28 protein-coding genes, 1 pseudogene and 1 other annotated feature are annotated in these 25,157 nt (G+C 48.4%); of the genes and pseudogenes, 4 read left to right on the top strand and 25 right to left on the bottom strand.

Going from position 1 to position 25,157, the window contains the following annotated elements:
- Positions 1 to 52 precede the first annotated feature (52 nt).
- From queA to HP399_RS21520, 7 genes are all read right to left on the bottom strand, one after another.
- Positions 53 to 1,081: a tRNA preQ1(34) S-adenosylmethionine ribosyltransferase-isomerase QueA gene (gene queA, locus HP399_RS21490; protein ID WP_173618909.1), complete on the bottom strand. Its 1,029-nt coding sequence runs from the start codon at positions 1,079 to 1,081 to the stop codon at positions 53 to 55.
- 43 nt (positions 1,082 to 1,124) lie between these two features.
- A complete protein-coding gene (locus HP399_RS21495; RefSeq protein WP_173618910.1) occupies positions 1,125 to 3,059 on the bottom strand; it encodes a SpoIID/LytB domain-containing protein in 1,935 nt (644 codons plus the stop codon).
- 158 nt (positions 3,060 to 3,217) lie between these two features.
- Entirely contained in the window at positions 3,218 to 3,436 is a 219-nt protein-coding gene (locus HP399_RS21500) for a DUF2905 domain-containing protein (RefSeq protein ID WP_012685583.1), read from the bottom strand.
- On the bottom strand, positions 3,433 to 4,431 hold the full coding sequence (gene ruvB, locus HP399_RS21505) for a Holliday junction branch migration DNA helicase RuvB (RefSeq protein ID WP_173618911.1): 999 nt from the start codon (positions 4,429 to 4,431) through the stop codon (positions 3,433 to 3,435). The genes HP399_RS21500 and ruvB overlap by 4 nt, the downstream gene beginning before the upstream one ends.
- A 4-nt stretch (positions 4,432 to 4,435) precedes the next feature.
- The gene (ruvA, locus tag HP399_RS21510) at positions 4,436 to 5,053 is read right to left on the bottom strand and encodes a Holliday junction branch migration protein RuvA (RefSeq protein WP_173618912.1); all 618 of its coding nucleotides are present in this window, start codon (positions 5,051 to 5,053) and stop codon (positions 4,436 to 4,438) included.
- The gene (ruvC, locus tag HP399_RS21515) at positions 5,050 to 5,550 is read right to left on the bottom strand and encodes a crossover junction endodeoxyribonuclease RuvC (protein ID WP_012685580.1); all 501 of its coding nucleotides are present in this window, start codon (positions 5,548 to 5,550) and stop codon (positions 5,050 to 5,052) included. The genes ruvA and ruvC overlap by 4 nt, the downstream gene beginning before the upstream one ends.
- A 122-nt stretch (positions 5,551 to 5,672) precedes the next feature.
- Entirely contained in the window at positions 5,673 to 5,864 is a 192-nt protein-coding gene (locus tag HP399_RS21520; RefSeq protein WP_173618913.1) for a hypothetical protein, read from the bottom strand.
- 132 nt (positions 5,865 to 5,996) lie between these two features.
- On the opposite strand from HP399_RS21520, the gene HP399_RS21525 reads away from it, so the two are divergent.
- Positions 5,997 to 7,082, top strand: a complete 1,086-nt coding sequence (locus tag HP399_RS21525) for a hypothetical protein (protein ID WP_228088313.1) — start codon at positions 5,997 to 5,999, stop codon at positions 7,080 to 7,082.
- Between the two features lie 85 nt (positions 7,083 to 7,167).
- On the opposite strand, the gene HP399_RS21530 is transcribed toward HP399_RS21525, so the two are convergent.
- Entirely contained in the window at positions 7,168 to 7,740 is a 573-nt protein-coding gene (locus HP399_RS21530; protein WP_173618915.1) for a BofC C-terminal domain-containing protein, read from the bottom strand.
- A 216-nt stretch (positions 7,741 to 7,956) separates the two neighbouring features.
- On the opposite strand from HP399_RS21530, the gene HP399_RS21535 reads away from it, so the two are divergent.
- The gene (locus tag HP399_RS21535) at positions 7,957 to 9,945 is read left to right on the top strand and encodes a bifunctional 2',3'-cyclic-nucleotide 2'-phosphodiesterase/3'-nucleotidase (RefSeq protein ID WP_173618916.1); all 1,989 of its coding nucleotides are present in this window, start codon (positions 7,957 to 7,959) and stop codon (positions 9,943 to 9,945) included.
- A gap of 55 nt (positions 9,946 to 10,000) precedes the next feature.
- Here the strand turns inward: HP399_RS21535 and HP399_RS21540 are convergent, their stop codons facing one another.
- The gene (locus HP399_RS21540) at positions 10,001 to 11,029 is read right to left on the bottom strand and encodes a phosphotransferase (protein WP_173618917.1); all 1,029 of its coding nucleotides are present in this window, start codon (positions 11,027 to 11,029) and stop codon (positions 10,001 to 10,003) included.
- A 294-nt stretch (positions 11,030 to 11,323) separates the two neighbouring features.
- On the bottom strand, positions 11,324 to 11,860 hold the full coding sequence (locus HP399_RS21545) for a hypothetical protein (RefSeq protein ID WP_228088314.1): 537 nt from the start codon (positions 11,858 to 11,860) through the stop codon (positions 11,324 to 11,326).
- A gap of 147 nt (positions 11,861 to 12,007) precedes the next feature.
- Between HP399_RS21545 and HP399_RS21550 the strand changes: the two genes are divergently transcribed.
- Entirely contained in the window at positions 12,008 to 12,436 is a 429-nt protein-coding gene (locus HP399_RS21550) for a hypothetical protein (RefSeq protein WP_228088316.1), read from the top strand.
- Between the two features lie 125 nt (positions 12,437 to 12,561).
- Here HP399_RS21550 and HP399_RS31190 read toward each other — a convergent pair.
- The 6 genes and pseudogenes from HP399_RS31190 to HP399_RS21580 form a co-directional block, all read right to left on the bottom strand.
- Positions 12,562 to 12,684, bottom strand: a pseudogene (locus HP399_RS31190) (LysM peptidoglycan-binding domain-containing protein); the annotation flags it as partial.
- A gap of 79 nt (positions 12,685 to 12,763) precedes the next feature.
- Entirely contained in the window at positions 12,764 to 13,627 is an 864-nt protein-coding gene (gene pheA, locus HP399_RS21560; RefSeq protein WP_173618919.1) for a prephenate dehydratase, read from the bottom strand.
- Between the two features lie 22 nt (positions 13,628 to 13,649).
- The gene (gene thrB, locus HP399_RS21565; protein WP_173618920.1) at positions 13,650 to 14,579 is read right to left on the bottom strand and encodes a homoserine kinase; all 930 of its coding nucleotides are present in this window, start codon (positions 14,577 to 14,579) and stop codon (positions 13,650 to 13,652) included.
- Entirely contained in the window at positions 14,576 to 15,658 is a 1,083-nt protein-coding gene (gene thrC, locus HP399_RS21570; RefSeq protein ID WP_173618921.1) for a threonine synthase, read from the bottom strand. Before thrC ends, thrB begins: the two co-directional genes overlap by 4 nt.
- Complete coding sequence (locus tag HP399_RS21575; protein ID WP_173618922.1) at positions 15,658 to 16,959, bottom strand: homoserine dehydrogenase; 1,302 nt, start codon at positions 16,957 to 16,959, stop codon at positions 15,658 to 15,660. The genes thrC and HP399_RS21575 overlap by 1 nt, the downstream gene beginning before the upstream one ends.
- A gap of 38 nt (positions 16,960 to 16,997) precedes the next feature.
- Entirely contained in the window at positions 16,998 to 17,441 is a 444-nt protein-coding gene (locus tag HP399_RS21580; RefSeq protein WP_173618923.1) for an ACT domain-containing protein, read from the bottom strand.
- A 185-nt stretch (positions 17,442 to 17,626) separates the two neighbouring features.
- Here HP399_RS21580 and HP399_RS21585 point away from each other — a divergent pair, with 185 nt between their 5' ends.
- Positions 17,627 to 17,779: a hypothetical protein gene (locus tag HP399_RS21585; protein WP_007728640.1), complete on the top strand. Its 153-nt coding sequence runs from the start codon at positions 17,627 to 17,629 to the stop codon at positions 17,777 to 17,779.
- 50 nt (positions 17,780 to 17,829) lie between these two features.
- Here HP399_RS21585 and HP399_RS21590 read toward each other — a convergent pair whose 3' ends face one another.
- The 9 genes from HP399_RS21590 to HP399_RS21630 all read right to left on the bottom strand — a co-directional run bounded on the left by HP399_RS21590 (position 17,830) and on the right by HP399_RS21630 (position 25,054).
- Positions 17,830 to 19,008, bottom strand: a complete 1,179-nt coding sequence (locus tag HP399_RS21590; RefSeq protein WP_173618924.1) for an NAD(P)/FAD-dependent oxidoreductase — start codon at positions 19,006 to 19,008, stop codon at positions 17,830 to 17,832.
- 43 nt (positions 19,009 to 19,051) lie between these two features.
- Entirely contained in the window at positions 19,052 to 19,507 is a 456-nt protein-coding gene (locus tag HP399_RS21595) for a helical membrane plugin domain-containing protein (protein ID WP_007728644.1), read from the bottom strand.
- A gap of 290 nt (positions 19,508 to 19,797) precedes the next feature.
- On the bottom strand, positions 19,798 to 20,463 hold the full coding sequence (locus HP399_RS21600) for a PilZ domain-containing protein (RefSeq protein ID WP_173618925.1): 666 nt from the start codon (positions 20,461 to 20,463) through the stop codon (positions 19,798 to 19,800).
- Between the two features lie 8 nt (positions 20,464 to 20,471).
- Positions 20,472 to 21,749 carry a GTPase ObgE gene (obgE, locus tag HP399_RS21605; RefSeq protein ID WP_173618926.1) on the bottom strand — a complete coding sequence of 426 codons (1,278 nt, stop codon included), beginning with the start codon at positions 21,747 to 21,749 and terminating at the stop codon, positions 20,472 to 20,474.
- Between the two features lie 13 nt (positions 21,750 to 21,762).
- Positions 21,763 to 22,347: a Spo0B C-terminal domain-containing protein gene (locus tag HP399_RS21610; protein ID WP_173618927.1), complete on the bottom strand. Its 585-nt coding sequence runs from the start codon at positions 22,345 to 22,347 to the stop codon at positions 21,763 to 21,765.
- Positions 22,348 to 22,455: 108 nt separating this feature from the next.
- On the bottom strand, positions 22,456 to 22,749 hold the full coding sequence (rpmA, locus tag HP399_RS21615; RefSeq protein ID WP_005832382.1) for a 50S ribosomal protein L27: 294 nt from the start codon (positions 22,747 to 22,749) through the stop codon (positions 22,456 to 22,458).
- A gap of 7 nt (positions 22,750 to 22,756) precedes the next feature.
- A complete protein-coding gene (locus HP399_RS21620) occupies positions 22,757 to 23,107 on the bottom strand; it encodes a ribosomal-processing cysteine protease Prp (RefSeq protein ID WP_048032113.1) in 351 nt (116 codons plus the stop codon).
- Positions 23,108 to 23,120: 13 nt separating this feature from the next.
- On the bottom strand, positions 23,121 to 23,432 hold the full coding sequence (rplU, locus tag HP399_RS21625) for a 50S ribosomal protein L21 (protein ID WP_007728661.1): 312 nt from the start codon (positions 23,430 to 23,432) through the stop codon (positions 23,121 to 23,123).
- 10 nt (positions 23,433 to 23,442) lie between these two features.
- Positions 23,443 to 23,521, bottom strand: a sequence feature (ribosomal protein L21 leader region).
- A gap of 57 nt (positions 23,522 to 23,578) precedes the next feature.
- Complete coding sequence (locus HP399_RS21630) at positions 23,579 to 25,054, bottom strand: Rne/Rng family ribonuclease (protein ID WP_173618928.1); 1,476 nt, start codon at positions 25,052 to 25,054, stop codon at positions 23,579 to 23,581.
- Positions 25,055 to 25,157: the final 103 nt, after the last annotated feature.

Consider the following 25,157-nt stretch of genomic DNA (forward strand, 5'->3'; position numbering starts at 1 on the left):
AAACCCACCTGACTAATAAGTATACACTTATACAGGTGGGTTGTTCACATTTTTATAAAATGAACATCGCATCGCCAAAACTGAAGAAGCGATACTCCTCTTCCACAGCCGTTTTGTAGGCACGCATCACATTCTCTTTTCCAGCCAGAGCACTCACGAGCATGACGAGCGTAGACTTCGGCAAGTGGAAGTTTGTCAGGAGCCCGTCTAGGATAGAAAACGTGTAGCCCGGATAAATGAAAATATCCGTCCAACCAGAGGTTGCGACCAGCTTTCCTCCATTCGCGCGCCCTACTGTCTCCAATGTGCGGCATGATGTCGTCCCGACAGCGATTACTCTTCTACCTTCTGCTTTTGCCCGGTTCACCAGCTCTACTGTTTCCTCGGGAATCTCATAGTACTCCGCGTGCATGACATGCTCTTCCACGGAATCCGCTGAAACAGGGCGAAAAGTCCCCAGTCCCACATGCAGAGTTACGTAAGCCAGCTGTACACCTTTGGCAGCGATTTGCTCCAAGTACGGCTTCGTGAAATGGAGGCCGGCTGTCGGAGCTGCTGCTGAGCCGCGCTCCTTCGCATAGACTGTCTGGTAACGCTCACTGTCCTCCAGTTGTGCGTGAATATACGGGGGCAAAGGCATCGAGCCTAATTGGTCGAGAATCTCATAAAAAATTCCCTCGTACAAAAAGCGCACGATTCGTCCACCCATCTCTGTCACGTCTTCACAAACACAACGCAATAGACCGTTTCCAAAAACCACTTCTGTCCCCTGCTTCATCCGCTTCCCGGGCTTCACCAGCGTCTCCCAGCGATCGTCACCAAGTGACTTCAACAAAAGGATTTCTATTTTTGCACCAGTCTCAGCCTTTTCTCCAATCAATCTGGCAGGTAAAACGCGGCTGTCATTCATGACGAGTACATCCCCTGCTTTGAGGTGATCGATTAAATTGGTAAATTGCTGATGAACGATATTACCTGTTTGTTTCTCTAGCATGAGCAATCTCGATGATGTTCGGTCTTCTAGCGGGTGCTGGGCAATCAAATGCTCCGGCAAATCAAAATCAAATTGTTGCACGTCCACGAAATCGTTACTCCTTTTTGCGGTAGATCTTGTGGCAAACGACTTACTTTTCGATTGTCACATCCTGGTAGTAGTGTTGCAAGATATCTTTGTAGTCATACCCTTCCTCTGCCATCGCACGAGCTCCGTATTGGGAAACACCAAGTCCGTGCCCAAAGCCAGTACCTCGGAAGATGAATTGCGAGCCATTGACCATTTCTACTTCAAACTTCGTGCTGCGCAGAGGGGAGCCACCTTGTTGAAAAACAGAACGGAAAGCATCGGGTGAAGAAACGACGATCGGCGTGCCGTTTGCTTCCATCGCGATCACACGTCCAGATGGACCACGTTCTGTCACTTTCAGGCTCGTTACGTTTCCTGAAATGCGTGGAGCTTTGTTCTTGTCATGCGCGGCATTGATCATGGCTGCAACCTCTGTAGCGGTAAACGGACCACGCGTCCACGAATACGCATTTTCTTCTTTTACTTCTGAGAGGATCGTTACTTCTGCGCCAGTAGGGAGTACGGACAACACACGATGAGTCGTTGTACTTGGGCCTGAGCGCAAATTGGTATTCTCGGTCGAAATGACCGCCATTCTTTTTCCTTCTGAATTGCTCTGGCCTGTTTCCGTTACCAGATCATTTCTTACATAGCCGAGCGTTCCATCTGCTACAGCCACGCGGTACCATACGCTCGCATTGTCCATTGGATATGTGTCTTTACTCTCGACAGATCGCAAATAAGGAACCGGATTGCCCCATACTTCTGTGCCGTCCGCCGTCATACCGCCTGCATTGGAGTAAAAGAGTGACTCCGCTGGCTTGCCTTGGTAGTAAATGATATCACCTTCTGTATCGTCGACGGCCTCACGTACATCATCAGACTCTTTTGTATAGCCATAATACGCCTGTTCGAAAACCGTGTCGGATACATTGGCAACTCCATACTTATTACCTTGCCACACAGCACGAGTTCTCGACAGAACTGCTTGTGTTTTCAATGCTTCCATCGGCCAGCCTGGAGCCATTTCAGAGCCAACGACTCCATACAGATACTCTTCCATTGGCAGCTCATTTACTAGCGTCAAGTGACCATTGTATTCCGATAGCTCCATCTCACCGCGATATGTGCGCTGCTCTCGTTCCACAACGCCAATCACCGATTCATCGCCTGCTTTATTCGCTTCGACAGTCAGCTTTACTTGAGGGGAGAATACATACTTCCAAATCACTTCATCCGGTGATCCGTATACATCCTGCTTCAATATAACATAAGATTGGCTGTCTGACTCCTGATAGGAGAAAGAAGGAAATGCGGCGTTTGCTCTTCGTTTCAATTCTTTCACAGCATCAGGACTAACCTCGTCACCGATCCATACCGCATATTTGACTTTATCCCCATCTGATAGCATCACGGGATAAGCAGGAATGCCTGCTACTTCAAATGACGCTTGCCATTCTTGTGCTTCCTTTAAGCTTTTGAATTTACCCGCTTCAAGTCGATGTGGACCTTTTACCAGCGGATTCTGCCCGATTGCCTGGGCAACTGTTTTTGCCTGATTGGCAGCAGCCTGATACGTGTCATACGTTCCACTTACAACCTGATAGACGGTCTGACCGTTGCGCTTTGCCACCTGGATTGAGCCCTCGTATTTGCGTTGGCTCATTTGCTGTGCAATCTGCTGTGCACGATTCCAGTCACCCGTTTCGGCAACGATCAGATGATATTCATCAACTCGGTAACGAGCTGCATCTCCCTTTAATTCGGGTAAATCTGTCTTGCCTTCGGGTCCATTGAGTACGACTTCCATTCCATTTTCAGCAGTTAGCGTCACGGAAGGAACTACTCCCCGATAGCCTTGTCCCATATCCACAAATAGCGCAACTCTGATATTGTCGCCGGCTGCCTGCGCTGGTACTTGTCCTCCTACGAGAACTACTGTTAGCAGGCCCACCGAAAGGACTTTCCCCATCCATTTCTTTCTCATGTCGTCCATTGTCCTTTCTCCACCTGATTTTCAACAAAAATTGGCATGTCTTCCCATGTTTTTCGACAATCGCAGGCTGATCTCCTGCCTTTTTCGTAAAATGAGACCAAACGCCCGCACGCAAAAAAACCACCGGAACGATGAGCTCCGATGGCCTTCACACTTGCCTATTTAAACAGCCGGAATAAATACATGCCAAGAGACAAGACGATGCTAATCACAATACAAGTCACAATCGGAAAGTAGAACTTTACGTTTTCCTTTTCTACCACGATATCTCCCGGCAAACGCCCCAGCGGCAAAAATCTGCCTCCTACCTGCCACAAAAGACCGATTACGATTAAAGCAGCACCACCAATAATCAGTAGCTTGGCTACAGGATTCACGATTTCATCTCCCGCCCAAAGTGTTGGTACGCACTCGGGGTGAGAACACGCCCCCGCGGCGTCCGCTGCATGAAGCCAATCTGCATGAGGTATGGTTCGCAAACATCTTCCACCGTTTGCGACTCTTCTCCGATTGTTGCTGCGATCGTATCCAGTCCAACCGGTCCGCCGTCAAAGCGATCAATAATCGCTAGCAATAGTTTATGGTCGATATGATCCAGACCGCAAGCATCCACTTGCAATCTTTCCAGCGCTTCTTTGGCAATCTCTGTCGTAATGACGCCTTCGCCTTTTACTTGAGCAAAATCGCGAACCCGCTTCAGCAAACGGTTTGCCACCCGGGGGGTTCCCCGTGAACGTCTGGCAATCTCCTCTGCTCCGCCCTCTCGAATGACGACCTGCAGGATGTCGGCTGCACGCGAAACGATAAAGGTCAGTTCCGGGACTGTATAAAACTCCAGGCGATTTACAACCCCAAAGCGATCGCGAAGCGGCGCAGACAGCATTCCAGCTCGCGTCGTGGCCCCGACCAATGTAAACGGCGGCAAATCCAAACGGACACTGCGAGCACTTGGCCCTTTACCGATAATGATATCCAGCGCAAAATCCTCCATAGCCGGATATAATACTTCCTCGACGCTTCGGTTGAGCCTGTGTATCTCGTCAATAAACAGGACGTCGCCTTCTTGCAAATTCGTCAAAATCGCTGCCAAATCACCCGGACGCTCAATTGCCGGACCAGACGTCGTGCGGATATTCACACCCAGTTCATTTGCGATGATTTGCGACAGGGTTGTCTTCCCCAGACCAGGTGGACCGTACAGAAGCACGTGATCCAACGACTCTTTCCGCATTTTGGCTGCTTCAATAAAAATCTTCAGGTTTTCCTTCACGTGCTGTTGACCGATGTATTCGTTTAAATAGCGGGGACGGAGGCTCAGCTCCGCCGCCTCTTCTTCCCAATTCATATGCGTCGTGATGATCCGAGAATCCAAAATCCTACCCCCTCATGAGCAACGCAAGCCCTTGTTTGATGAGCTTTTCTACACCATCGCCCTCTTTTGATTTCTCAGACAGCTTGTTTCTGATTTTTTGCAGTTCACCATCAGAGTAACCCAGTGCAGTCAATGCATCGAGTGCTTCGTTCAGCGCAGACACAGCTTGCTCGCCTGCTGTCAAATCACCCGCTGCAATAGTCAAAATCGCAGATGGTGTGTATCCTACCAATTTATCCTTCAAATCGAGGATAATGCGCTGGGCAGTCTTTTTCCCAATCCCCGGAAATTTCGTCAAATAGGTAACATTCTCCTGTTGAACCGCCATCACCAGCTGCTCAGGCGTCGCCGCAGCCAGAATGGCCAATCCGCCCTTTGGACCGATTCCACTAACATCAAGCAGCTTGCGGAATAAATCGCGTTCGTCACGGGTAGCGAAACCGTACAACAGAATGGCATCCTCCCGCACATGGTGGTGGGTAAACAATTTGGTTTTGCTGCCTTCATACCGAACGAATTGGTACGGGTTTGGGCAAAACAGTCGATAACCAATTCCGCCCGTTTCGATAACTATGTATTCCGAATCGAGATAACTAAGTGTACCTTCTACAAAATCAATCATTTCTTGACCCCTTCCGAAATGGAAATGAACGCGCGAAACTGTGCGTGCGTAATAGCAATGCCCAATGCGTCCGCCACGTCGTCAGGCTTTGGTACTTCTTTTAACCGCAATAGGAGCTTCGTCATTTCCTGTATTTGCTTCTTCTCTGCTCCCCCGTATCCAGTCACGGCTTGCTTGACCTGCATTGGGGTATATTCATAGACCGGCACACCAGCCAGCTCTGCTGCAAGTATAATAACCCCTCGCGCTTGACCAACTGTAAAGGCCGTCGTCACGTTTTTATTAAAGAAAAGCTTTTCGACGGACATTTCATCGGGACGATATGTTTCCAGAAGGCTCTGCATTGCCTCAAAAATCTGTTTCAATCGAAGTGGCACTGGCAATCCTGCTTCTGTCTGAATGCTCCCATATTGGACGGGACGCAATTGGCTGCCCTCTTTATCCACAACCCCGAAGCCAACAATCGCAATGCCAGGGTCAATTCCTAAAATGCGCATAGTCCACTCTCCGTGAGCAAAGATTCTACTCTCTACTGTAACACAAAGCACCCAAAAAGCGAACGTGTATTTCCATATAAAAACCCGCTTCCTCGTAAAAGGAGCGGGTTATACGGTGTCTGTTAGTGTTTGTTCATTCCGATTGAATCTGACACATCATGCTGCATGTGGGCATAGTCGTCTACGCCACTCTGCATGTGCTCTTTGATCTTGTTGATCTGTTGGTAATTGAGCTTGTTGTGCCCCTGGTTCAACTGAACGTACAAACGCTGATGGAACTGGTCTTTGTAGCTACCTCTTGGCATGGTAGACATGGTCTAAAGACTCCTCCTTCGATCACCGTATGAAATCAGTATGGCGTAAGCGCAATGGTGTTATGATACCAAGATTTACGCCACATGAACCAGACATCTTATTGAAACGATAAGCAGTGGAGGTGTTGGTTGTTGCGAAGCAAAGTCCTTATTTTTTGTATATGCCTCTTCGTAATCGCACTGTCAATGCCGCACTCTGTGTTTGCCAAGGTCAAGAATGACATCACGGTCACCGTTTCGGTGTCCCCAGAGTCCTCCTTCCAAACGACTATGTCCTTCCGTGATCAAAAGCAATTTACGAAGCGGCTATTGGGCTCTACTACCGAAGTCGCCTCCTATAACCCGCACTGGGTACGTGCTACATTGACCGTAAAAAAACGAACGTATATATATGATCATGATGGCCAGCTTTATGAAACAGAAATGCCTCGTCGTTATGTATTGGCAAACGATGTTCGCCAAAGGATCGAAGAAATGGTCAAGTCCGTAGAGGCCGTCCATTTTGCGCAAGCCATTCCTTGGGAACAGGTGAAAAAAACGTTGAAACGGATGGAGTTCGGTACCGTGATTGATTTAGAGACAGGTCATCGTTTTGATGTCCAGCGCAGAGCAGGCAGTCGCCATGCCGATGTCCAACCGTTGACACGCAAGGATACACAGATCATGAAGAACATTTACCAGGGGAAATGGTCGTGGAAGCGCAGAGCCATTCTGGTAGAGGTAGACGGTACTTATTTTGCAGCATCCATGCACGGAATGCCACATGGCGCTGGTGCGATTAAAGGAAATGAATTCCCGGGGCATTTTTGCATCCACTTTTTCGGCAGTTCTACCCATCGACGCACAGAGCCCGATCCCAGTCACAGCATGATGATTCTCAAGGCCTCCGGAGCGCTTGCGACTACAATAAAAGGGGCGTCTCCTGAAGAGCTCGTCGGCTATTTCCTCACCGCTCTGCATGAGCACGACACCCATGCGATGCGAATGACAACGGACGGATTCTCACTTCCTGAAGGGCTGTCCGTGATCGAATCTGTGCGATCGTCAGAAATCGTCATCCCGTCAGACGAACGCGGTCCCCTCTTGATAGAGGTTCCTGTTCGGCTCACATACATCGCCCGGGAAGGCGGTAATTTTCGACGGACATGGAAATTTCTTTTGCGCCGCGAAGTACCGGGGGAACGTTGGCGAATCATTGCGGTTGAACTGAATCCATAGCAATGGAAACAAAAATCCCTTTCCAGTCCAATATGTGCTTGTTACACGAAAGGCTCGAAAGGGATTTCTTTTGGTCCAACCGTTTTCATCGGCCACTCCATTGGTATTCGCCATAGGTGGACAATACACTGTTATACTCAGCCAAATTACGAATGCGAATCCCCCGTTTCAGATTCTCCCATTCCTCTTTTGGCAGACTCGCTTCCATTTTCGCAGTATCGATTCGATAAAAGGTTTGCACGACATCTTGTTCAGCAGGCAGACCATGAAAGAGAGTAAGCATGCCGTCCGCAGCTATTCCGATATGTCCATTCTCCTTGCATGCTGGCGCTATATCCTGCTCGCGTTTCATTAAGATCATCTTGACAGGTTCTGCTTGTACAATTTCCCATCCATTATAGTTGCCCATGATGTCTGCCAGTTGATTGGTACGAACTGACACATGTTCTTCATCTCGCACCCCACACAAATAATGGCGAGCTAAAACCAGTTCATACGAATTACCTACGACTACATCCGCTTTGCCTGTATGGTTCAGTAAACGAGCCAGACCCGAATCGTTTCCGTCCTTTCCTACTAACAGGATGCCGACTACGACGCCCGTGGCTAATGCTGCACCCCACGTCGCGTAAACCATCCACTTTTTCTTCTCAGTCACATAGAACCCCTTCTTTATACAGGCTTTTCTTCCTATCATTACCACAAAGAAAGAGGGACATACGCGACCAATGGAGGATTGACGTTATATTTTTTTATTTTTGTCAATACAAAAAATTAATATACTATTTCATCTAGCTATCTTTCCAGCGTCTAAATCTAATGATAAACTATTTTTGCTTGGCATTATTGTAAACTTATGGAGGTCATTTCAAACATGAAAAAAACGAACAAAAAAATGCTGACTGCTTTCCTCCTCAGCACTTCTTTGGTTGTTGGCGCACTTTCATTTCCTCTTACTCCTGTAAGCGCGCAAACAGGTTCTGTCCTCAAGCTCCGCCTGTTGGAAACGACAGATATCCACACCAATATCGTTAACTATGACTACTATCAAGACAAAAACACAGATGAGTTTGGCCTCGCAAAAACAGCGACATTGGTCAAAAAAGCAAGAGAAGAAGCGAAAAACAGCATCCTGATCGACAATGGTGACTTGTTGCAAGGAAACCCATTGGGCGACTACGTGGCAAAAATCGACCCGTTGAAAGCTGGAGATACTCACCCTGCTTACAAAGCAATGAACCTGATGGACTATGATGTTGCTAACATCGGTAACCACGAGTTCAACTTTGGTTTGGAGTTCTTGGACACCAGCTTGAAGGGCGCGAAATTCCCTTACATAAATTCCAACGTCTATGTAGATGACAAGGACAAAAACCCGGACAATGACAAAAACATGTACACTCCTTACGAAATCCTGGAGCGTACTTTTAAAGATGAGAACGGCAAAGATGTAAAACTCAAAGTAGGCGTAATTGGTTTTGTTCCGCCACAAATTATGCAGTGGGACAAGGCTAACCTAGAAGGAAAAGTAATCGCGAAGGACATCGTGGAAACCGCCAACAAATTCGTACCTGAAATGAAGAAAAAAGGTGCGGACATCATCATCGCGGTTCCTCACTCCGGAATCGGCCCTATCGAGGGTGGTCCTCAATTGGAGAACGCTAGCTACCAGTTGAGCAAAGTAGATGGTATCGACGCGATCCTGTTCGGACACTCCCACTCCGTATTCCCTGGCCCTGGATTCGATAAAATTCCAGGCATTGATGCAGAAAAAGGAACGATCAACGGTAAACCAGCCGTTATGCCTGGCTTCTGGGGTAACCACCTCGGCGTGATCGACCTGACGCTGAAACAAGAAAAAGGCAAATGGAAAGTGGCTGAGTCCGCTACAAAAGTAGTTCCGATCTATGACAAAGCTAACAAAGCATCCTTGGCTGATGCAGACAAAGCTATCGTAGATGCAGTAAAAGAAGATCACGATAAAACAGTTGAATGGGTTCGTTCTGCTGTAGGGAAAACATCTTCCCCGATCTTCAGCTACTTTGCACTCGTACAAGATGACCCATCTATCCAAATCGTAACCAATGCACAAAAATGGTTCGTTGAGAAAAACGTGAAGGGTACAGAATACGAAGGCATTCCAGTTCTGTCTGCTGGTGCACCATTTAAAGCAGGCGGCCGCAACGGAGTAAGCTACTACTCCAATATCCCAGCTGGTACAATCGCCATCAAAAACGTATCTGACCTGTACATCTACCCGAACACATTGAAAGCGGTTCTGGTCGATGGAGCTACGGTGAAAGAATGGTTGGAGCGCTCCGCTGGACAGTTCAACCAAATCGATGCGAAGAAAACAGATGAGCAACCACTCATCAACGAGTCTTTCCCAACGTACAACTTTGATGTAATCGACGGTGTTACTTATCAAATCGATGTTACACAGCCATCCAAATACGCTGTAGATGGAAAAGTAGCAAGCAAAGATGCAAACCGCATCAAAAACCTGTCTTTTAACGGCAAACCAGTAAAACCTGAAGACAAATTCATCGTCGTAACCAACAACTACCGTGCAAGCGGCGGTGGTGCGTTCCCAGGTCTGGATGGCAAAAACATCGTAATCGATTCTCCAGATGAAAACCGTCAAATCGTAATCGACTACATCCTGAATCAAAAAAATATCGACCCAGCAGCAGACAACAACTGGTCTTTTGCTCCAGTAGATGCGAAGCTGAACGTTACGTTCACTTCTTCTCCTGACGCGAAACCATTCGCTGAAAAATTGTCCAATATCAAGTTCATCAACGTATTGGAATCTGGGTTTGCGAAATTCTCTATTGATCTGTCCAAGCCTGCTTCCAAGTAAGCTTGTCAACAACACAAACATCCCTCTTTCGAGAGGGATGTTTTGTTTTATCCGACTATCCGACAAAATGGTAATGACCCCATGGAGAGTGCTGGAAAATTCGTTCTCCATCGTTTAAAAAGCGTTGGCGATTCGCCATCACTTTGCCTTCCATTTGGATCAGCTGCATGACGCCCTTCATGTGGTAGCCTGGGCGCTGACTATACAAGCCCGTTACCTCCCGCAAGAAATTATCCGGATACCGAAGCAATTGATGAACAGCCCAAATCTGGGTATCAGATAAATAGTTGACGTTACTATAGGCTTCCATCGCTTCCACAAAGGAATCCATGCGGTACTCTTGCATCAATAGCATCCGCGACATCAATTGTACCAGGTCAACAAGCTGAAGATCATGACCTACTGTATCAAGGTCAATCAAATAGCAATTGCCTCGCTCCGTAAGCAAAAAGTTATGACTCGCCACGTCTCTGTGCGCGAGTGTCCCCTTCTCCATGGCTAAAAACATTTCTGGCGTCAAAGGCAACTTGTAGGCAGATTGCAGCAGCTCCTTGCCATCTTGAAGAACGTGATCTGCCTGATGCGAAATGAGTTGCTCCAGTTTTGTCTGGGGTCCTTTCTGTTCAATCGACCACATCAACCGCTCAAAGTATTCCAAGCGGCTCTCCCATTTATCTAAAAGAGCCGGTTTTCCTTCATACGCATACGTATGAGCAATAGGAAAACCCTGAGCTGCAACATGAAAACGGGCCAATGTTTCGGCTGTTTTTTTAACATCGAAAAGAGAAGCGTTATCTGCTTCATGCCCATCAATCATTTTCATGATGGTGTAATGACGGTCTTCATATGCAAAAATTTTGGACCCTTCCTGATTCGCCACATACTGCACGGTATGATAAAAGCCCTTCTCATGCAGTGCATCCGCTAACTCTGTCACCCACACAGCTTTTTCGACCTGCTTATATCCTTTGAGTATCCAGTGGCCCCGGTCTGTTTTTAACAGGTTGACGTTTCGCTTCGGCTTCACCCCGTAGATTTGACAGCGAAAAGCCTTTTCAATGGTGGATAAGATTCCTTTGTTCATCCCATACCCTCTCAGTAAGAAGAGGAATCTTCATGCCCATCTCCCCAGTTCGGCCAAACCCCTTGTTCAGGCATGGAAGCCATACACGGGGAAGGCGGGAACATCATGTTATTGTGAATCTCCTGTGGAGAACGATTGTACTTGCCTTTTCGGCCTCTGTACTCCGGGACTTCAGAAGAACACTCACATGATGATGACTCCACTGGTTCCGGGCACACAGGCTTCTTCGCTCGTGGCCGCTTTAATGGCATGGGTGGAAATGGTGGTGGGCATGGATAAGGAAACGGCATGGGTCTAATCGGTGGTGGGACGATTGGAAATGGATTGATTGGTCGAATTTGTTCTGGACTCACAATCGGTCGTCGATTTGGATAAAACGGCCCAATCCACGGATTCACGAACGGTGGGCAAGGCGGAAATGGCGGGAATGGTGTTGGGAATGGTGGCATGAACGGCGGTGAGAATGGCGGGAATGGACGTACCTGTGGCATTGGCCTGCGCTCTTGCTCTGGACTTACCCTCGTCGATGGCTTCAGCTTCTGTTGCGGGCTCACTTTTGAAGGTGGCTTGAGCTGCTGTTGTGGGCTCACCTTTGAAGGCGGCTTCTGCGGCCGCAACGGACTCACCCGTGGCGGTGGATAATTTGGCTGCATTGGTTGCAATGGACTTACTCGTGGTGGGTAGTTTGGCTGCATTGGTTGCAATGGACTTACCCGTGGTGGGTAGTTTGGTTGCATCGGTTGCAACGGACTTACCCGTGGCGGCGGATAGTTTGGTTGCATTGGTTGCAATGGACTTACCCGTGGCGGTGGATAATTCGGCTGTGGGCAAGGTGGGCATACATATGCTGGCGGTCGTGTAGGCTGTAATGGCAAGACCTGAGTCGGTGGTCTATATGGAATGTTGGGTACATTTTGATTCGGTGGAATCGCTGGTGGATAAATATACGGACTCACTCTCGTTGGAGGTGGAGTTGGTATGAGTGGACGTATAGGAACAGGTGGAACCGGAGGCAGGACATTTGGCTTCCCTGAAATGTTCGGTGGTTTATACGGTGTTGGCTTCTCGATTGGTTTTTCGATTGGTTTTTCGATTGGTTTTTCGATCGGCTCCGTTGGTTTTGGAATAGGCTGTGTTGGTGGTGGAGGTGGTAATGTTGGTGGGGCCGTTGGCCTGACTACCTCTGGTGAAACAGAAGGGACTGGTGGTCTTGGCATTTCTTTGGGAGGTCTAGGCATCTCCTTGAGTGGCCTCGTAGGAATGGGAGCCGGCGGTAGAGTAGGCCTGGTCTCCTCCCTAGATTCGATTTGTACCTCTCCTGATTCTTCCGGCTCAATGGGCCGCCTTTCGATTTGTTGCGGTACCTCCATCTCTTCCTCTTCCGTAATCGGTCTTTCTTTCACATAAGGGGCCGCCTCACTCATTGGATGGGGGGGCGTCGTTCTTTGCGATGGTCGGACAGGAACTTGTTTCGCCGGAATCTTGATTCTCGCTCCAGGATAAATTGTATCGGGAGTTTTTAATTGACTATTAAGGCGTAACAGTTCTTTGTAATCGACGCCATATCTTTTGGCGATCTTCCACATCGTATCGCCTTTTTGGACGATGTGTATTCTCAATGTTTTTCTCCTCCCTTGCACCAAGCTCCCTAACATCGTATGCAGTCATGGGCGTTTTGCTCCTTGACGCCACTCCTTTGTTGGGAGGGAGCAGAAAAAGAAAAAACCAATCCCTCTAGGAATTGGTCTGATGCATATAAAATGGATACGTCCCGAGCTGACGAACTTGACAACCAATGGCTTCAATCTCCGCAAACGCTCCTGGCAACAAAACGTCGTCCATTTTCTGCTCAATGTCGACGACAAAATAATAGCTTCCGAGTGCTTTCTTGGTCGGACGTGATTCGATGCGAGACAAGTTGACCTTTCTCCAAGCAAAAGCCGCCAGTACTTGATACAATGCTCCCGGGAAATCTTCCGGCAGCGTTACCAGTATCGTCGTCTTTTCCTTTCGGGAAACCGGTAGATCAAGACTTTCCTGACCGACGAGAACAAAGCGCGTGTAGTTATTCGAATAATCTTGAATTTGTTCACGCGCAAACTCCAACGGATAAATCTCTACATTCAATCGAGTACCAACAGCAGCCCACGGCTCTTCTGGATGCTCACTCACCATTTTTGCAGCCAATGCCGTACTGTTTACCGTTTCAATTGCTGCTTCTGGCACATTCTCACGCAAAAAGTTATGACTTTGTGCAATCGCTTGAGGATGTGACAGCACTCGCGTAATCGCGGACAAAGGCAAGGGGTGCTCTCTTTTTGCCACCAGCAAGTTTTGCGTAATGGGCAGTGCAAGCTCCGCTAAAATAGGCAGATCTACTTCGTGAATGAGCCAATCCAGTGTAGAATTGACTGTTCCTTCAATGGAGTTTTCCATCGGTACGACACCGTATGCCACTTCCTTTTTGGAAACAGCGTTTAGTACTTCAATAATACTTGGGTACGGAACGAAAGATAGCTTTTGTCCGAGCGACAATATCCGCGCTGCTTCTTCGGTAAACGTTCCACGCGGTCCTAGAAAAGCAAGTTTCTTCTCCATGGCTACTCCTATCCACTATGGTCTATCTCTGATGGAGTTCTACCTGTACGCCATTTTCGTCCGGTTGCAAGATCATCACGCGGTACGAGATGTCGTGCCCTTTCATCACTCTGTCCACAAATGCACGCAGCTTCTCTAATTCTTCATCCGAAGAGAAAAAGCAGAGGATCGTCGGTCCAGCGCCGCTTAAAGCAGCCCCCAGTGCCCCGTGTTCAGTTGCTTTGTCCAGGATTTCGTTCAAGCCAGGTACAAGCTTTGCTCGATACGGCTGATGCAACCGATCCGACATTGCCCGCCCCATCAGGTCGAGTCTGCCTTGTGCCAGTGCAGCAACTAGCAAACTACTATGACCCACATTATATACAACATCCTCTCTGCTGTACACCTGTGGCAAGACGTTCCGCGCTTTTTCTGTCGAGAGCATAAATTCTGGGATCACGACGAGAGTTTGCAATCCCGCAGGGGCAGAAAACCGCACATAAGGAATGGGATCTCCTGGTACTTCGGGCATCGTCGCAACAATGATACCGCCAAACATCGAAGCTCCCGCATTATCCGGATGCCCTTCCAGGCGTGTTGCCTTTTCAAACAATTGCTCACGAGTAAATGGTTCGCCAGCGAGATGGTTGGCCGCTACAAGTGCACCTACAATCGCAGCGGCACTGCTCCCCAAGCCCCTCGTCAGGGGAGCGTCACTAGAAGCACGGATCGCGAGCTCAGGCATGGCGAGACCTGCTTCTTGAAACAATCTCGCCGCAACCTTGTACAGAAGATTGTTTTTGTCCGTCGGTGTTCCTTGTAGCTCCTTGCCCATCATCTCTACTGTCGTATGATCACTAATTTCCATTTCTACGACAGAATACAACTGGAAAGCCATTCCCAGCGCATCGAATCCCGGTCCCATATTCGCTGTCGTTGCCGGTATGGTTACTTTTACACGTCGCCCGTTCATGATACAAATTCTCTCCCACTTTGACCAACCAGCTCCATCACAGCTTCATGTGTCGCTGGAACAGAGCGCGGCTCTTCACTTACCAGCTTCAAAGCGATATTTGGATCTTTTAGTCCGTTTCCAGTCAGCACGCACACGATCTGACTGCCGGGTTGAAGCCTTCCCGCCTCATGCAGCTTGATAATGCCAGCCAGCGATGCTGCCGAGGCAGGCTCACAAAACACACCTTCACTCTTCGCCAGCAAATGATACGCATGCAAAATTTCTTCGTCCGTTACACTATCGACGAGACCGCTTGATTTCGAAATGGCATTCAAAGCACCATCCTTGCTCGCCGGGTTTCCAATGCGAATAGCAGTCGCAATCGTTTCAGGGTTGGCTACTGGTTCGCCATGAACCAATGGAGCTGCTCCCGCTGCCTGGAATCCATACATCTTAGGTAAGCGACTCGATTTTTTGGCTGCGAAATATTCCTCGAAGCCCTTCCAATATGCTGTAATGTTACCTGCGTTGCCAACTGGAATGGCCAAAATGTCAGGGGCGTCTGTCAGCGCATCGCACACTTCAAATGCCGCAGTCTTTTGTCCTTCGATCCGGTAAGGGTTCACGGAATTCACCAGTGTAATCGGCTCTTTCGCGGTGATTTCACGAACGATATCCAACGCTTCATCAAAATTACCGTCAATCGCGATGACTTCTGCACCATAGGCGATAGCCTGTGCCAGCTTGCCCAACGCGATATTGCCGTTCGGGATCAGGACGATGCAACGCAATCCTGAGCGTGCTGCATACGCCGCAGCTGCTGCTGATGTATTCCCCGTCGAGGCGCACATGATTGTGTTGCTTCCCTCTTCTACCGCTTTGGCTACAGCCATGACCATCCCTCTATCTTTGAAAGAGCCGGTCGGATTGAGCCCCTCGTACTTGACATACAGCTCCACTCCCAATTGTTGGGAGAGGTTCGGGGCGTGGATCAGAGGAGTGTTTCCTTCATGCAAGCTGACCAGCGGAGTTTTTTCTGTGATCGGGAGAAATTCCCGGTAACGTGCCAGGATGCCAGACTGTCGATCAGAAGCCATTATTTGTCTCCCCCTTCTACACGGTAGCAGCTCTGCACAGTTGATACGATATCCATCTGCTCCATGTAAGCCAGTACCGCATCCATATCACTTTTTGAGGACAGGTGTGTAACCATGATAATCTCCGCTTCACATCCGTTGTTAAACGGTTGCTGGATGACCTGCTCAAGGGAAATATTTTTGTCTGCCAACATCTGCGTAATTTGAGCAAGTACACCGCGTTTATCGGCAACTATGATACGCAGGAAGTATTTCGAGAATTTTTCGCTGTCTTCTTTCAATACTTTTTCTTTGTATGGAGCAACCATTCCGCGTCCATTCACTCCTAGCTTTCTGTTTTTGACGACAGTGACCAGGTCAGACACAACGGCGGTCGCAGTCGGCAATTCACCTGCGCCCGGCCCGTAAAACATGGTCTCCCCTACTGCTTCCCCATGTACGTACACGGCATTAAAGACGCCATTTACGGAAGCGAGTGGATGGGATTTCGGAACCAGAGTTGGCTGCACACTTACCTCAATCGCCTCTTCGTCACGACGAGCAAGTCCGAGCAGCTTGATTTCATAGCCCAGTTGTTTGCCATAGGCGATATCTTCCTTGCTCACGGAACTGATCCCTTTTACGTCTACATCTTCTAGCTTCATCGGCACACGGAAGCCCAGCGTTGCCAGAATCGCCATTTTGCGGGCGGCATCAAAGCCCTCTACATCGGAGGTTGGGTCCTGCTCCGCATAGCCCAGTGCTTGCGCTTCTTTCAATACCTCGCTATATTCTGCGCCCTCTTGACTCATTTTGGTCATAATGTAATTGGTCGTCCCGTTGACAATCCCCATCATTTTCGCGATACGGTCTGAGGAGAACCCTTCTACTAATGCGCGCAAGATCGGTATTCCACCTGCCACGCTTGCCTCGTAAAAAACGTCACAGCCCTTTTCTTGCGCCTTCGCTAAAATTTCGGCCCCGTGCAACGCCATCAGATCTTTGTTGGCCGTTACTACGTGCTTGCCTCGTTCGAGGGCACCCAAAATGTATTCCTTTGCAGGGTGAATTCCACCAATTACTTCTACGATGACTTCAATTTCTGGATCATCCAAAAGACTAGCAGGGTCAGTGGTCAGCGCGCCCTCCATGGATATTATGTTGCGAGATTTTTCCGCATCCTTAACAAGAATACGGGAAATCTCAATACTGAGACCTGTTTGCTTTTGCAAATCCTCCTGATGCGCTTGAATAATGCGTACTACACCAGTCCCGACTGTACCAAAACCCATTAATCCCAATTTAATGTTCTTCTTCTCCATGTCTCTCTCCCCTGCCTTTTCTTTGATTGTTTTTTAGCTTAGCCTCTACCGACGATCATCGCTTTGCGAACGCCCGGAATCAGCTGCAAGCTATCCAAAAACTCCGTGCTAGATACGCGAAGATTAGCCATATCGACTGACATGGATATGGTAGCAATCCCTTGAAGTGGTATCGTCTGATTGATGGTCAATACGTTTCCACCTTGATCTGCTACATATGTGAGCACTTTGGACAAGTAACCTGACATGTGATCCAAAGAGAAAGTAAACGTCATGATTTTTTCGCTCATCATCGCATTGAACGGAAAAACGCCATCCTTGTACTTATAAAAAGCACTGCGGCTCAGTCCCACCCGTTCAACCGCTTCATTCACGGTATCCACTTCGCCGGATTCCAGCATCTTCTTGGCTTCAATCGTTTTGGCAATCGATTCTGGCAGGATGTCAGATCGAATCAAGTAGAATTTTTCTTCCTTTTTCATGCGTTGTGTCCTCCTGAGAAAAACAGTTGTTTCTTCATAGAGGACATTATAACGGAAAGCATGTAATGTGACAATCCTTATCCGTCACTTTTTTTCATCGGATCATATTTGGTTTACTTTGATTACATGAGGGGGAGCTTCTTCGCGCACAATAATGCGTATCGTATGGAGGAGGTGAAAGGCAAATGGCCGGACGTGGAAAATCAGATAAATCGGAGCGCCGTAACAATCACCCAGCGGGTAAGCCAAGCAGTCTCGAACAGTTTGGCAATGACATGCGGGGCAAAAAGATGGCTCAATCCCCAAACGTGATTGAAGATCCGAGCGGAAACGGATAAACAAGCACAAAAAACCCGGGACCTCTTGATCCCGGGTTTTCCTGATTCGATTAGTATGCCAAAGAGGACAGACCGTTAATATGAGTCAAGTAGCGAACGTTACTCGCCTCTTTCATCAAAGTTGCTGGCAAGCCTTTCAGCTTCAGCTGGCTCGCACCGATTGTTCCGATCGCGTCTTTACGGCCCAGGCTACCCAATGTACCGGAGAATACCGGTTTGAAGGTATCCATTTTGGTGCCGTTGAAGTGTGCGAAGAGATTGTGTCCCACTACTTCACCCATTTGCCATGCCAGTTGCGCAGTTGGAGGGAATGGACGACCTTCTGGCCCCATTACGACCGCACTGTCACCTGCGAGGAATACATCAGGGTGAGAAGTGGATTGCAGGAATTCTGTAACAGTTGCACGCCCGCGGTTTACTTCCACGCCGCACTCAGCTACTACGCGATTTCCTTGTACGCCACCTGTCCATACCATTGTTTTGGTTTCAATGGTAGCGCCATCTTTCAGGCAAACCGTGGTTTCTTTCATTTCCGTTACAGGTACGCCTGTCAGGAACTGAACGCCGCGTTTTTCCAAGCTCGTTTTCGCACGCTCAACCAGGTCAGGAGCAAAACCAGCCAAAATGGATGGACCTGCTTCTACGCAGTAGATGGATACGTCTGCAAAGTCTACGCCGTGTTTGTGGCACAGATTTGGCAACATATCAGCGAATTCCCCAACCAGCTCGATACCTGTCAGACCGCCACCACCTACAACGAAGGTAGCATCTGCTTTATTTTTGCTCGTCTTGTATTCAATCACACGCTCTTCGAGGTGTGCACGCAGACGGTTTGCTTCTTCTACAGACTTCAGTGTGAAGCTGTACTCTTGCAGACCTGGGATTCCAAAGAATGCGGTTTCACTACCCAGCGCAATTACCAAAGCATCGTATTTGATGGACTCGCCGCTCGCCAATGTTACGCGTTGGGAATCGAGACCAATATTTTCTACCGAGTCTACTACAAGGTTAATCTCTTTGCCACGCAGCAATCTTTCCAGAGGGAGCGCCACGTTTTGTTCAGACAGGTTTCCTACTGCCAAGCGGTGCAGTTCCGTAATAATTTGGTGAGTAGGAAAACGGTTTACCACCGTGATCGACGCTTCTTCAGCCGTCATGTATTTACGTGCAGTCAATGCGCTGAGCAAACCGCCATAACCGCCGCCTAGAATCAGAATATGCTTCGCCATGCCCAATCCTCCGTCCATGTCTTACAATCAATAATAAAAAATACTAGCGTTTTTGTTGTTGACGTTCTGCTGATACTTCCAGGAATGCTTGTGCGAAACGCAATGTTTTTTGTACTTGCGGATCCTTGAGCATTTTGAGAATACCGAACAATCCGATAGTAGACTCTTCTACATGAACACGGTCATTGGCTTCAATGGCTGCTTGCGCAATACCTTTCGCTTTGTCAGAGATCGGTTTTACGAACTCTTCCATTCCGCCTTTGATGTCGTCGATCAACACATGATCATTTGCTACTGTTTGTACCAAATCATAGGTTTTGGTCAAAAGAGTTGTCAGTTCTGCCAATTTAGGCAGGTTCGCCACCAATACGTTCAGTGACTCTTGAATTTCTGGTTTCATCAACTGATCGAGTACATCTTGTTGCTGCGCTGGTGCCAGAGTTGCAGTGCTTGCTACTTCAGCAGCAGCTTGAGCTTGTTGCGTAGTTGTTTGAGACATAAAAAAAACGTCCTCCTTTGCTTTGGAATAGAGGCCTTTCATTCTCGATGCCTGTTCATACGAGTAACGGCCGCTATTCTCCCTGAAAATCCGGTAAAAAATCGTTTGTAACATTTTTCACAAAATAAAGCAGACAACGGATTCGAATAATCAAAAGTGAATGATTTCACATGTATTTATTCAGGAAAGCGTACACAACAAATCATGAAGTGAACAGGCTCGATTTAGAACTCTATGTACCCTACTATATACCTTCTTCACAGGAACATCAAAGGAAAAAAACCGCTTCCTTAGGAAGAAGCGGTAGTTGAGAGCTTTTTATAGTAATCTTTGATGAGTTCATGGTGCTTTTCATTGATATCCGTAAAGATTAATTCAATGATCGATTGCTTGTCTTGGAACGTTTTTTCCACGATTTTCGCCATCATGACGATCTCCTGCGCTTGCTTGGGTATCTTGAAAGACAAGTGGAGAAAATCGCCCTTCGACACATAACCGTCTGTACCCAATACAAGACGGGTAGGAGAGAATTTCAGCAACACTGCCTCGCCTTTTTCTTCGATCGGTCTAGCTCCCATCACCTTGTAAGGGACAGAAATACCGAGATCTGGAGAGATGGGATCCTGCTTGCGCTTTTGTGTAATTTCTACCCCTACACTAATCGGAATCATCCCTAAAAGCTTGATCGGCCAAACCGTTTGCTCCGAAACTACTTCCAAATCAATGGTATTCACTGCCGCATCCGTCTCCCAACGAATGCGTACAGTTGATCCGAGAAGCTCTGCTTTCGTTTCAGGCTTCACCTCATAGGAAACTACGAGATAATTGCCCTTTGCATGTTCAACCAAAACTTGGACAGGTGTCTTCACCTGCTTGGAGATGATTAGCGGCAGCGTCGCACCGCGTTGGAGTCGTTTATCCCCCATAAATGGGTTCAGTGATGGGATATCAATCATGGTTTTTGTCACTCCACAAAGTCAAACTCTAATTTGCCGATCCGAACGGTATCCCCGTCTTTTGCTCCTTGCTTACGCAGGGCCTCATCTACACCCATGCTGCGCATTTGTCTTGCAAAACGTTGGGCTGCATCATAGCTGGTGAGGTTGGTCATGCGTACGAGCTTCTCGATTTTTTCGCCGCTAACAACAAATACATCGTTATCACGCGTAATCTCGAATTCGTCTGGTTCTTTTTCTGCACGGAAGACGACACGCTCTTCCACTTCCACAACTTCTTCAACAGTAGGCTTGTCCGGAATGGTCGCCAACATATCCCCGATTGCATACATCAATTCCTGTACGCCTTTGCGGGTTGCAGCAGAGATCTCATACACCTTTACATCTGGAGCCTTTTCCTTGAAAATACGCAGGTTTTCCGCTGCTTCTGGCAGTTCCATTTTGTTCGCGACTACAATTTGCGGACGATCTTCGAGCTTCAGGTTATACATAGTCAGCTCGCGGTTGATCTGCAAATAATCCTCGTATGGATCGCGTCCATCTACCGCTGCCATGTCAATCACATGGACGATCAAGCGCGTACGCTCTACGTGACGCAGGAATTGGTGACCAAGACCCACACCTTCATGTGCGCCTTCAATCAATCCTGGCAAGTCAGCCATTACGAAGCTCTGCTCGCCCAAGTCTACAACACCCAGATTCGGTGTCAGCGTCGTAAAGTGGTACGCCGCAATTTTTGGCTTCGCCGCTGTTACACTGGACAGCAACGTGGATTTTCCAACACTCGGATAACCAACCAAGCCCACATCTGCAATCAGCTTGAGCTCCATGACAATGTAACGCTCTTGACCTGGCTCTCCGTTCTCCGAGATGTGTGGGGCTGGATTCGAAGAGTTGGCAAAACGAATATTGCCTCGTCCACCACGTCCACCTTTTGCGATCACAGCACGTTGGCCCTGCTCTACGAGATCGACAATCACTTCTTTGGTATCATCATCAATGACAGTTGTTCCCGGTGGCACGCGCACGACCATATCTTCCGCGCCTGCTCCGTGCTGAGATTTGTTGCGGCCATGCTCTCCGCGAGGTGCTTTGAAATGTCGTTGATAGCGGAAATCTACCAGTGTACGCAGACCTTCATCCACGACAAACACGACATCTCCACCTAGACCGCCATCTCCACCTGCTGGACCACCCAGCGGTACGTACTTCTCCCGGCGAAAGGAGACAGCTCCGTTACCACCGTCCCCGCCTTTTACATATACTTTTACCTGATCGACAAACATGGTGTCACCTCTTTCATTCCGCGAATGGGACCACCAATTTCAGGACCCATTCTTCTTCCGTATGTATCCACTCGGTGACCTCCACCGTACTCTGTTCGCTTTTACGTATCAGCTTTTCCAATTCTTCCATTCCGGATGCACGAAGTACACCGGCCAGGTCAAAACGAAAATGAACGCCACGCTCATCCATCTGCAAGCTTACCTGCATGCTGGCTGGTTCGTACCCGCTTTGGTCTACTTGATCGTTCACTGTGCATAATATCTCTGACACCAACTGAAACAAGTCTTGCTCGTCCAAAACTATTCGCGTGAGATCCACATGATTGCACACGTCTACTTCTAAAAGCAAATCCTTGTTCAGTGCGTTAAATGTCAAGAAGAAGACGGACAACAAGGAGCTATTCAAACGGGCAACCATCGATTCCTGCATCGCCATCTGAGCGATGCGCTTCAAGTGTGCCTCTCCTTGTTCAGTACGGTTCAAATGCAAATAGCCGAGCAGAACCTGAACGTGGTTCAACCAGTCATGCCGCTGCCTGTTCAGAACGGTCAGCAACTGGTCTGTCTGATGCGTAAACAGCCTCCGCTCGTCCCCCATCACATTCACCCAAGTCGATAAGAATATCTTTCCCCTCTATTGTACCATAAAAAAGAGCCAGACAAAAAGAAAACCCAGCTATATCGCTGGGTTTTTCTTAACAAATATTTACGCTTCGGAAGCTACTGGCTCGATCACAACTTGTTTGCGATCACGGCCCAGACGCTTGAAACGAACAACACCATCTGCAGTTGCAAACAGAGTGTCGTCTCCGCCTTTCATTACGTTCGCACCTGGGTAAATCTTTGTTCCGCGTTGACGAACGAGAATGTTACCAGCAGTAACGAATTGCCCGTCGCCACGTTTCACGCCCAGACGTTTGGAAATGGAATCGCGACCGTTCTTTGTGGAACCTACCCCTTTTTTCGATGCGAAAAACTGAAGGTCCAAGTTAAACAGCATGTTCATATCAGACACCTCCCTGCCATTTACGATCATTTACTTTTACGTATTTACCGTAATTCGCCTCAACTGACAAAAGAGCAATTACCATGCTCTCTGCCAAAAGCTGTTGTTTCTCGCGTGTAGCCTCATCATCCGAAGAAGAAAGACTCCACTTCAAGAACCCACCGCCTTCTTGTGCGACAGCGACATCAGGAGTGATGCCGGTCAAAGGTTGAATGGCGTTTAATATACCAAAGCTGATGCCTGATACAGCAGAACAAACGATGTCTGCCCCATAGGCACCCGCATTGGCATGTCCGGAAATACTAATTTCATGGATACCGTGCTGCGCACGGCTCACGATCACTTCAATCATAACAAGTCACCAATTAAGCGTTGATCTTTTCGATCACAACTTTAGTGAATGGTTGACGGTGACCTTGTTTGCGACGGTAGTTTTTCTTGGCTTTGTATTTGTACACGATAATTTTTTTCGCTTTACCGTGTTTTTCTACTTTACCAGTTACCGTAACACCAGCTACTGTAGGAGCTCCTGCAGTAACTTTGCCGTCTTTGCTTACGAGAAGAACCTTGTCAAAAGTAACTACTTCACCTTCAACGTCAGCCAATTTCTCGATGAAGAGAACTGCTCCCTCTTCAACCTTGTATTGCTTTCCACCGGTTTCAATAATTGCGTACACTGTGTGCACCTCCTATACTCAGACTCGCCTTTACAGGTGCGTCGACGAGCGACGGCTTATGTACCTGATTCGTGCGGTTACAGTATGCACGAGGCATATCTGTATGACAACCATTAGGTTATCATAGCTACAATAGCCCAGTCAAGTTATTTCGATCGTAGACGCTCCGCCTCTGCCCGATTTCCGACGTATCCAATTCGAAACTCTTCCGGGTTCAAAGAAGGGACAAGCCGCTTATAGACATGGACAGGCCATGTAATTGCTTCTGCTTTTTCCCACTCCTCTATCATGTCCAACAATCTTGGCGGCATGTCCACGAGAACAGCCTCCGCATCTTGGCTCTTTGCCAATGCGGTGACTTCGGCGTACAAGCGCCGGAACAGCTCGTCTACTCGCCAAACTCTCCCTCGGCCCTTGCATGCCTCACACGGCTCCGTCAGCCGCTCCGACAGGCTCACACGCACTCTTTTTCGCGTCATCTCGACTAATCCAAGCGACGTCATCCCGAGAACAGTCGAAGGCACAGGGTCCTTCGCCAGCTCTTGTTTCAATCGTGAGATCACTCGCTCCTTATTGGTCTGCTCTTTCATGTCAATGAAATCAATGATCACGATGCCACCGATGTCTCGCAACCGCAGCTGCCAGGCAATTTCAGTTACCGCCTCCAGATTGGTCGCCGTCACTGCCTGCTCCCGCTGTTGCCCTCCCCCACCTGTAAATGAACCGGTATTTACATCGATGACTGTCATCGCTTCTGTCCTGTCGATGACCAAGGACCCTCCACTCTTAAGCGGCACTTGTCGTTCACGAGCACGAATCAGCTCCGCCTCGACACCCAAGAAGTCAAAGAGCGGCTGTTTGCCCTGATACCAGCGAAGCTTCTCTTGTACTTCCGGAGCAAAAGCTGCCAACGCCGCTTTTACCTGCTGATGGGTCGCTGCACCTTCTACCAACAGCTCATCCATGCCGTTTGCCAAGCCATCTCGAAGCGCCATCTCAATCAACTCTGCATCCTGAAAAATCCGCCCGGTCGAGCGTAGTCCCTCCGCTGTTCGCAGCATGTCCTGCCAGCGATTGCGCAAATAGACCAGTTCGCTAATGAGTGTCTGCTCTTCTGCTTCCGCCGCTTCCGTGCGTAGAATACAGCCTTCTCCTTGCGTTACTGTCGAATAGATCACCTGTTGCAGTCGTTTTCGTTTGGTATCATCGGTTATTTTACGCGAAAGCGATATGCTTTCTTCAGTCGGAAGGTACACCAAGTAACGCCCCTGCAAGCTGATCCGCATCGTGATTTTTGGCGCCTTCATTTCCATCGCCTCTTTACTCACTTGAACCAATACCTTTTGCCCTACGTGAACACGTTCCGCAATACTTGGTTTCGCTGCTCCACCCGGCTCCACACCGACCGTGTCATCTACATACAAATAAGCATTTTGGCCTGTACCAATATCAACAAAGGCGGATTGGATACCAGGCTTCACATCCGCGATCCGTCCTTGATAAATGTCACCAACGCTTGCGTGTGCTCCCACATCCTGTGTACGCCATTCCTGCAATTTCCCGTTTTCCATGAATGCGATGCGGATGCTTCCACCTTGTGCACTGATCGCTACTTGTTTCACTGCCTTCACTCCTTATTCCCCGTGCAAACATTGCCCAAAAGAAGGATAACTGGGCTCATAGGAAGTAATCTAACATAGCTGCCAAGCTAAGGTAAAGGAGAGA

Source organism: Brevibacillus sp. DP1.3A (assembly GCF_013284245.2).
Classification (GTDB): domain Bacteria; phylum Bacillota; class Bacilli; order Brevibacillales; family Brevibacillaceae; genus Brevibacillus.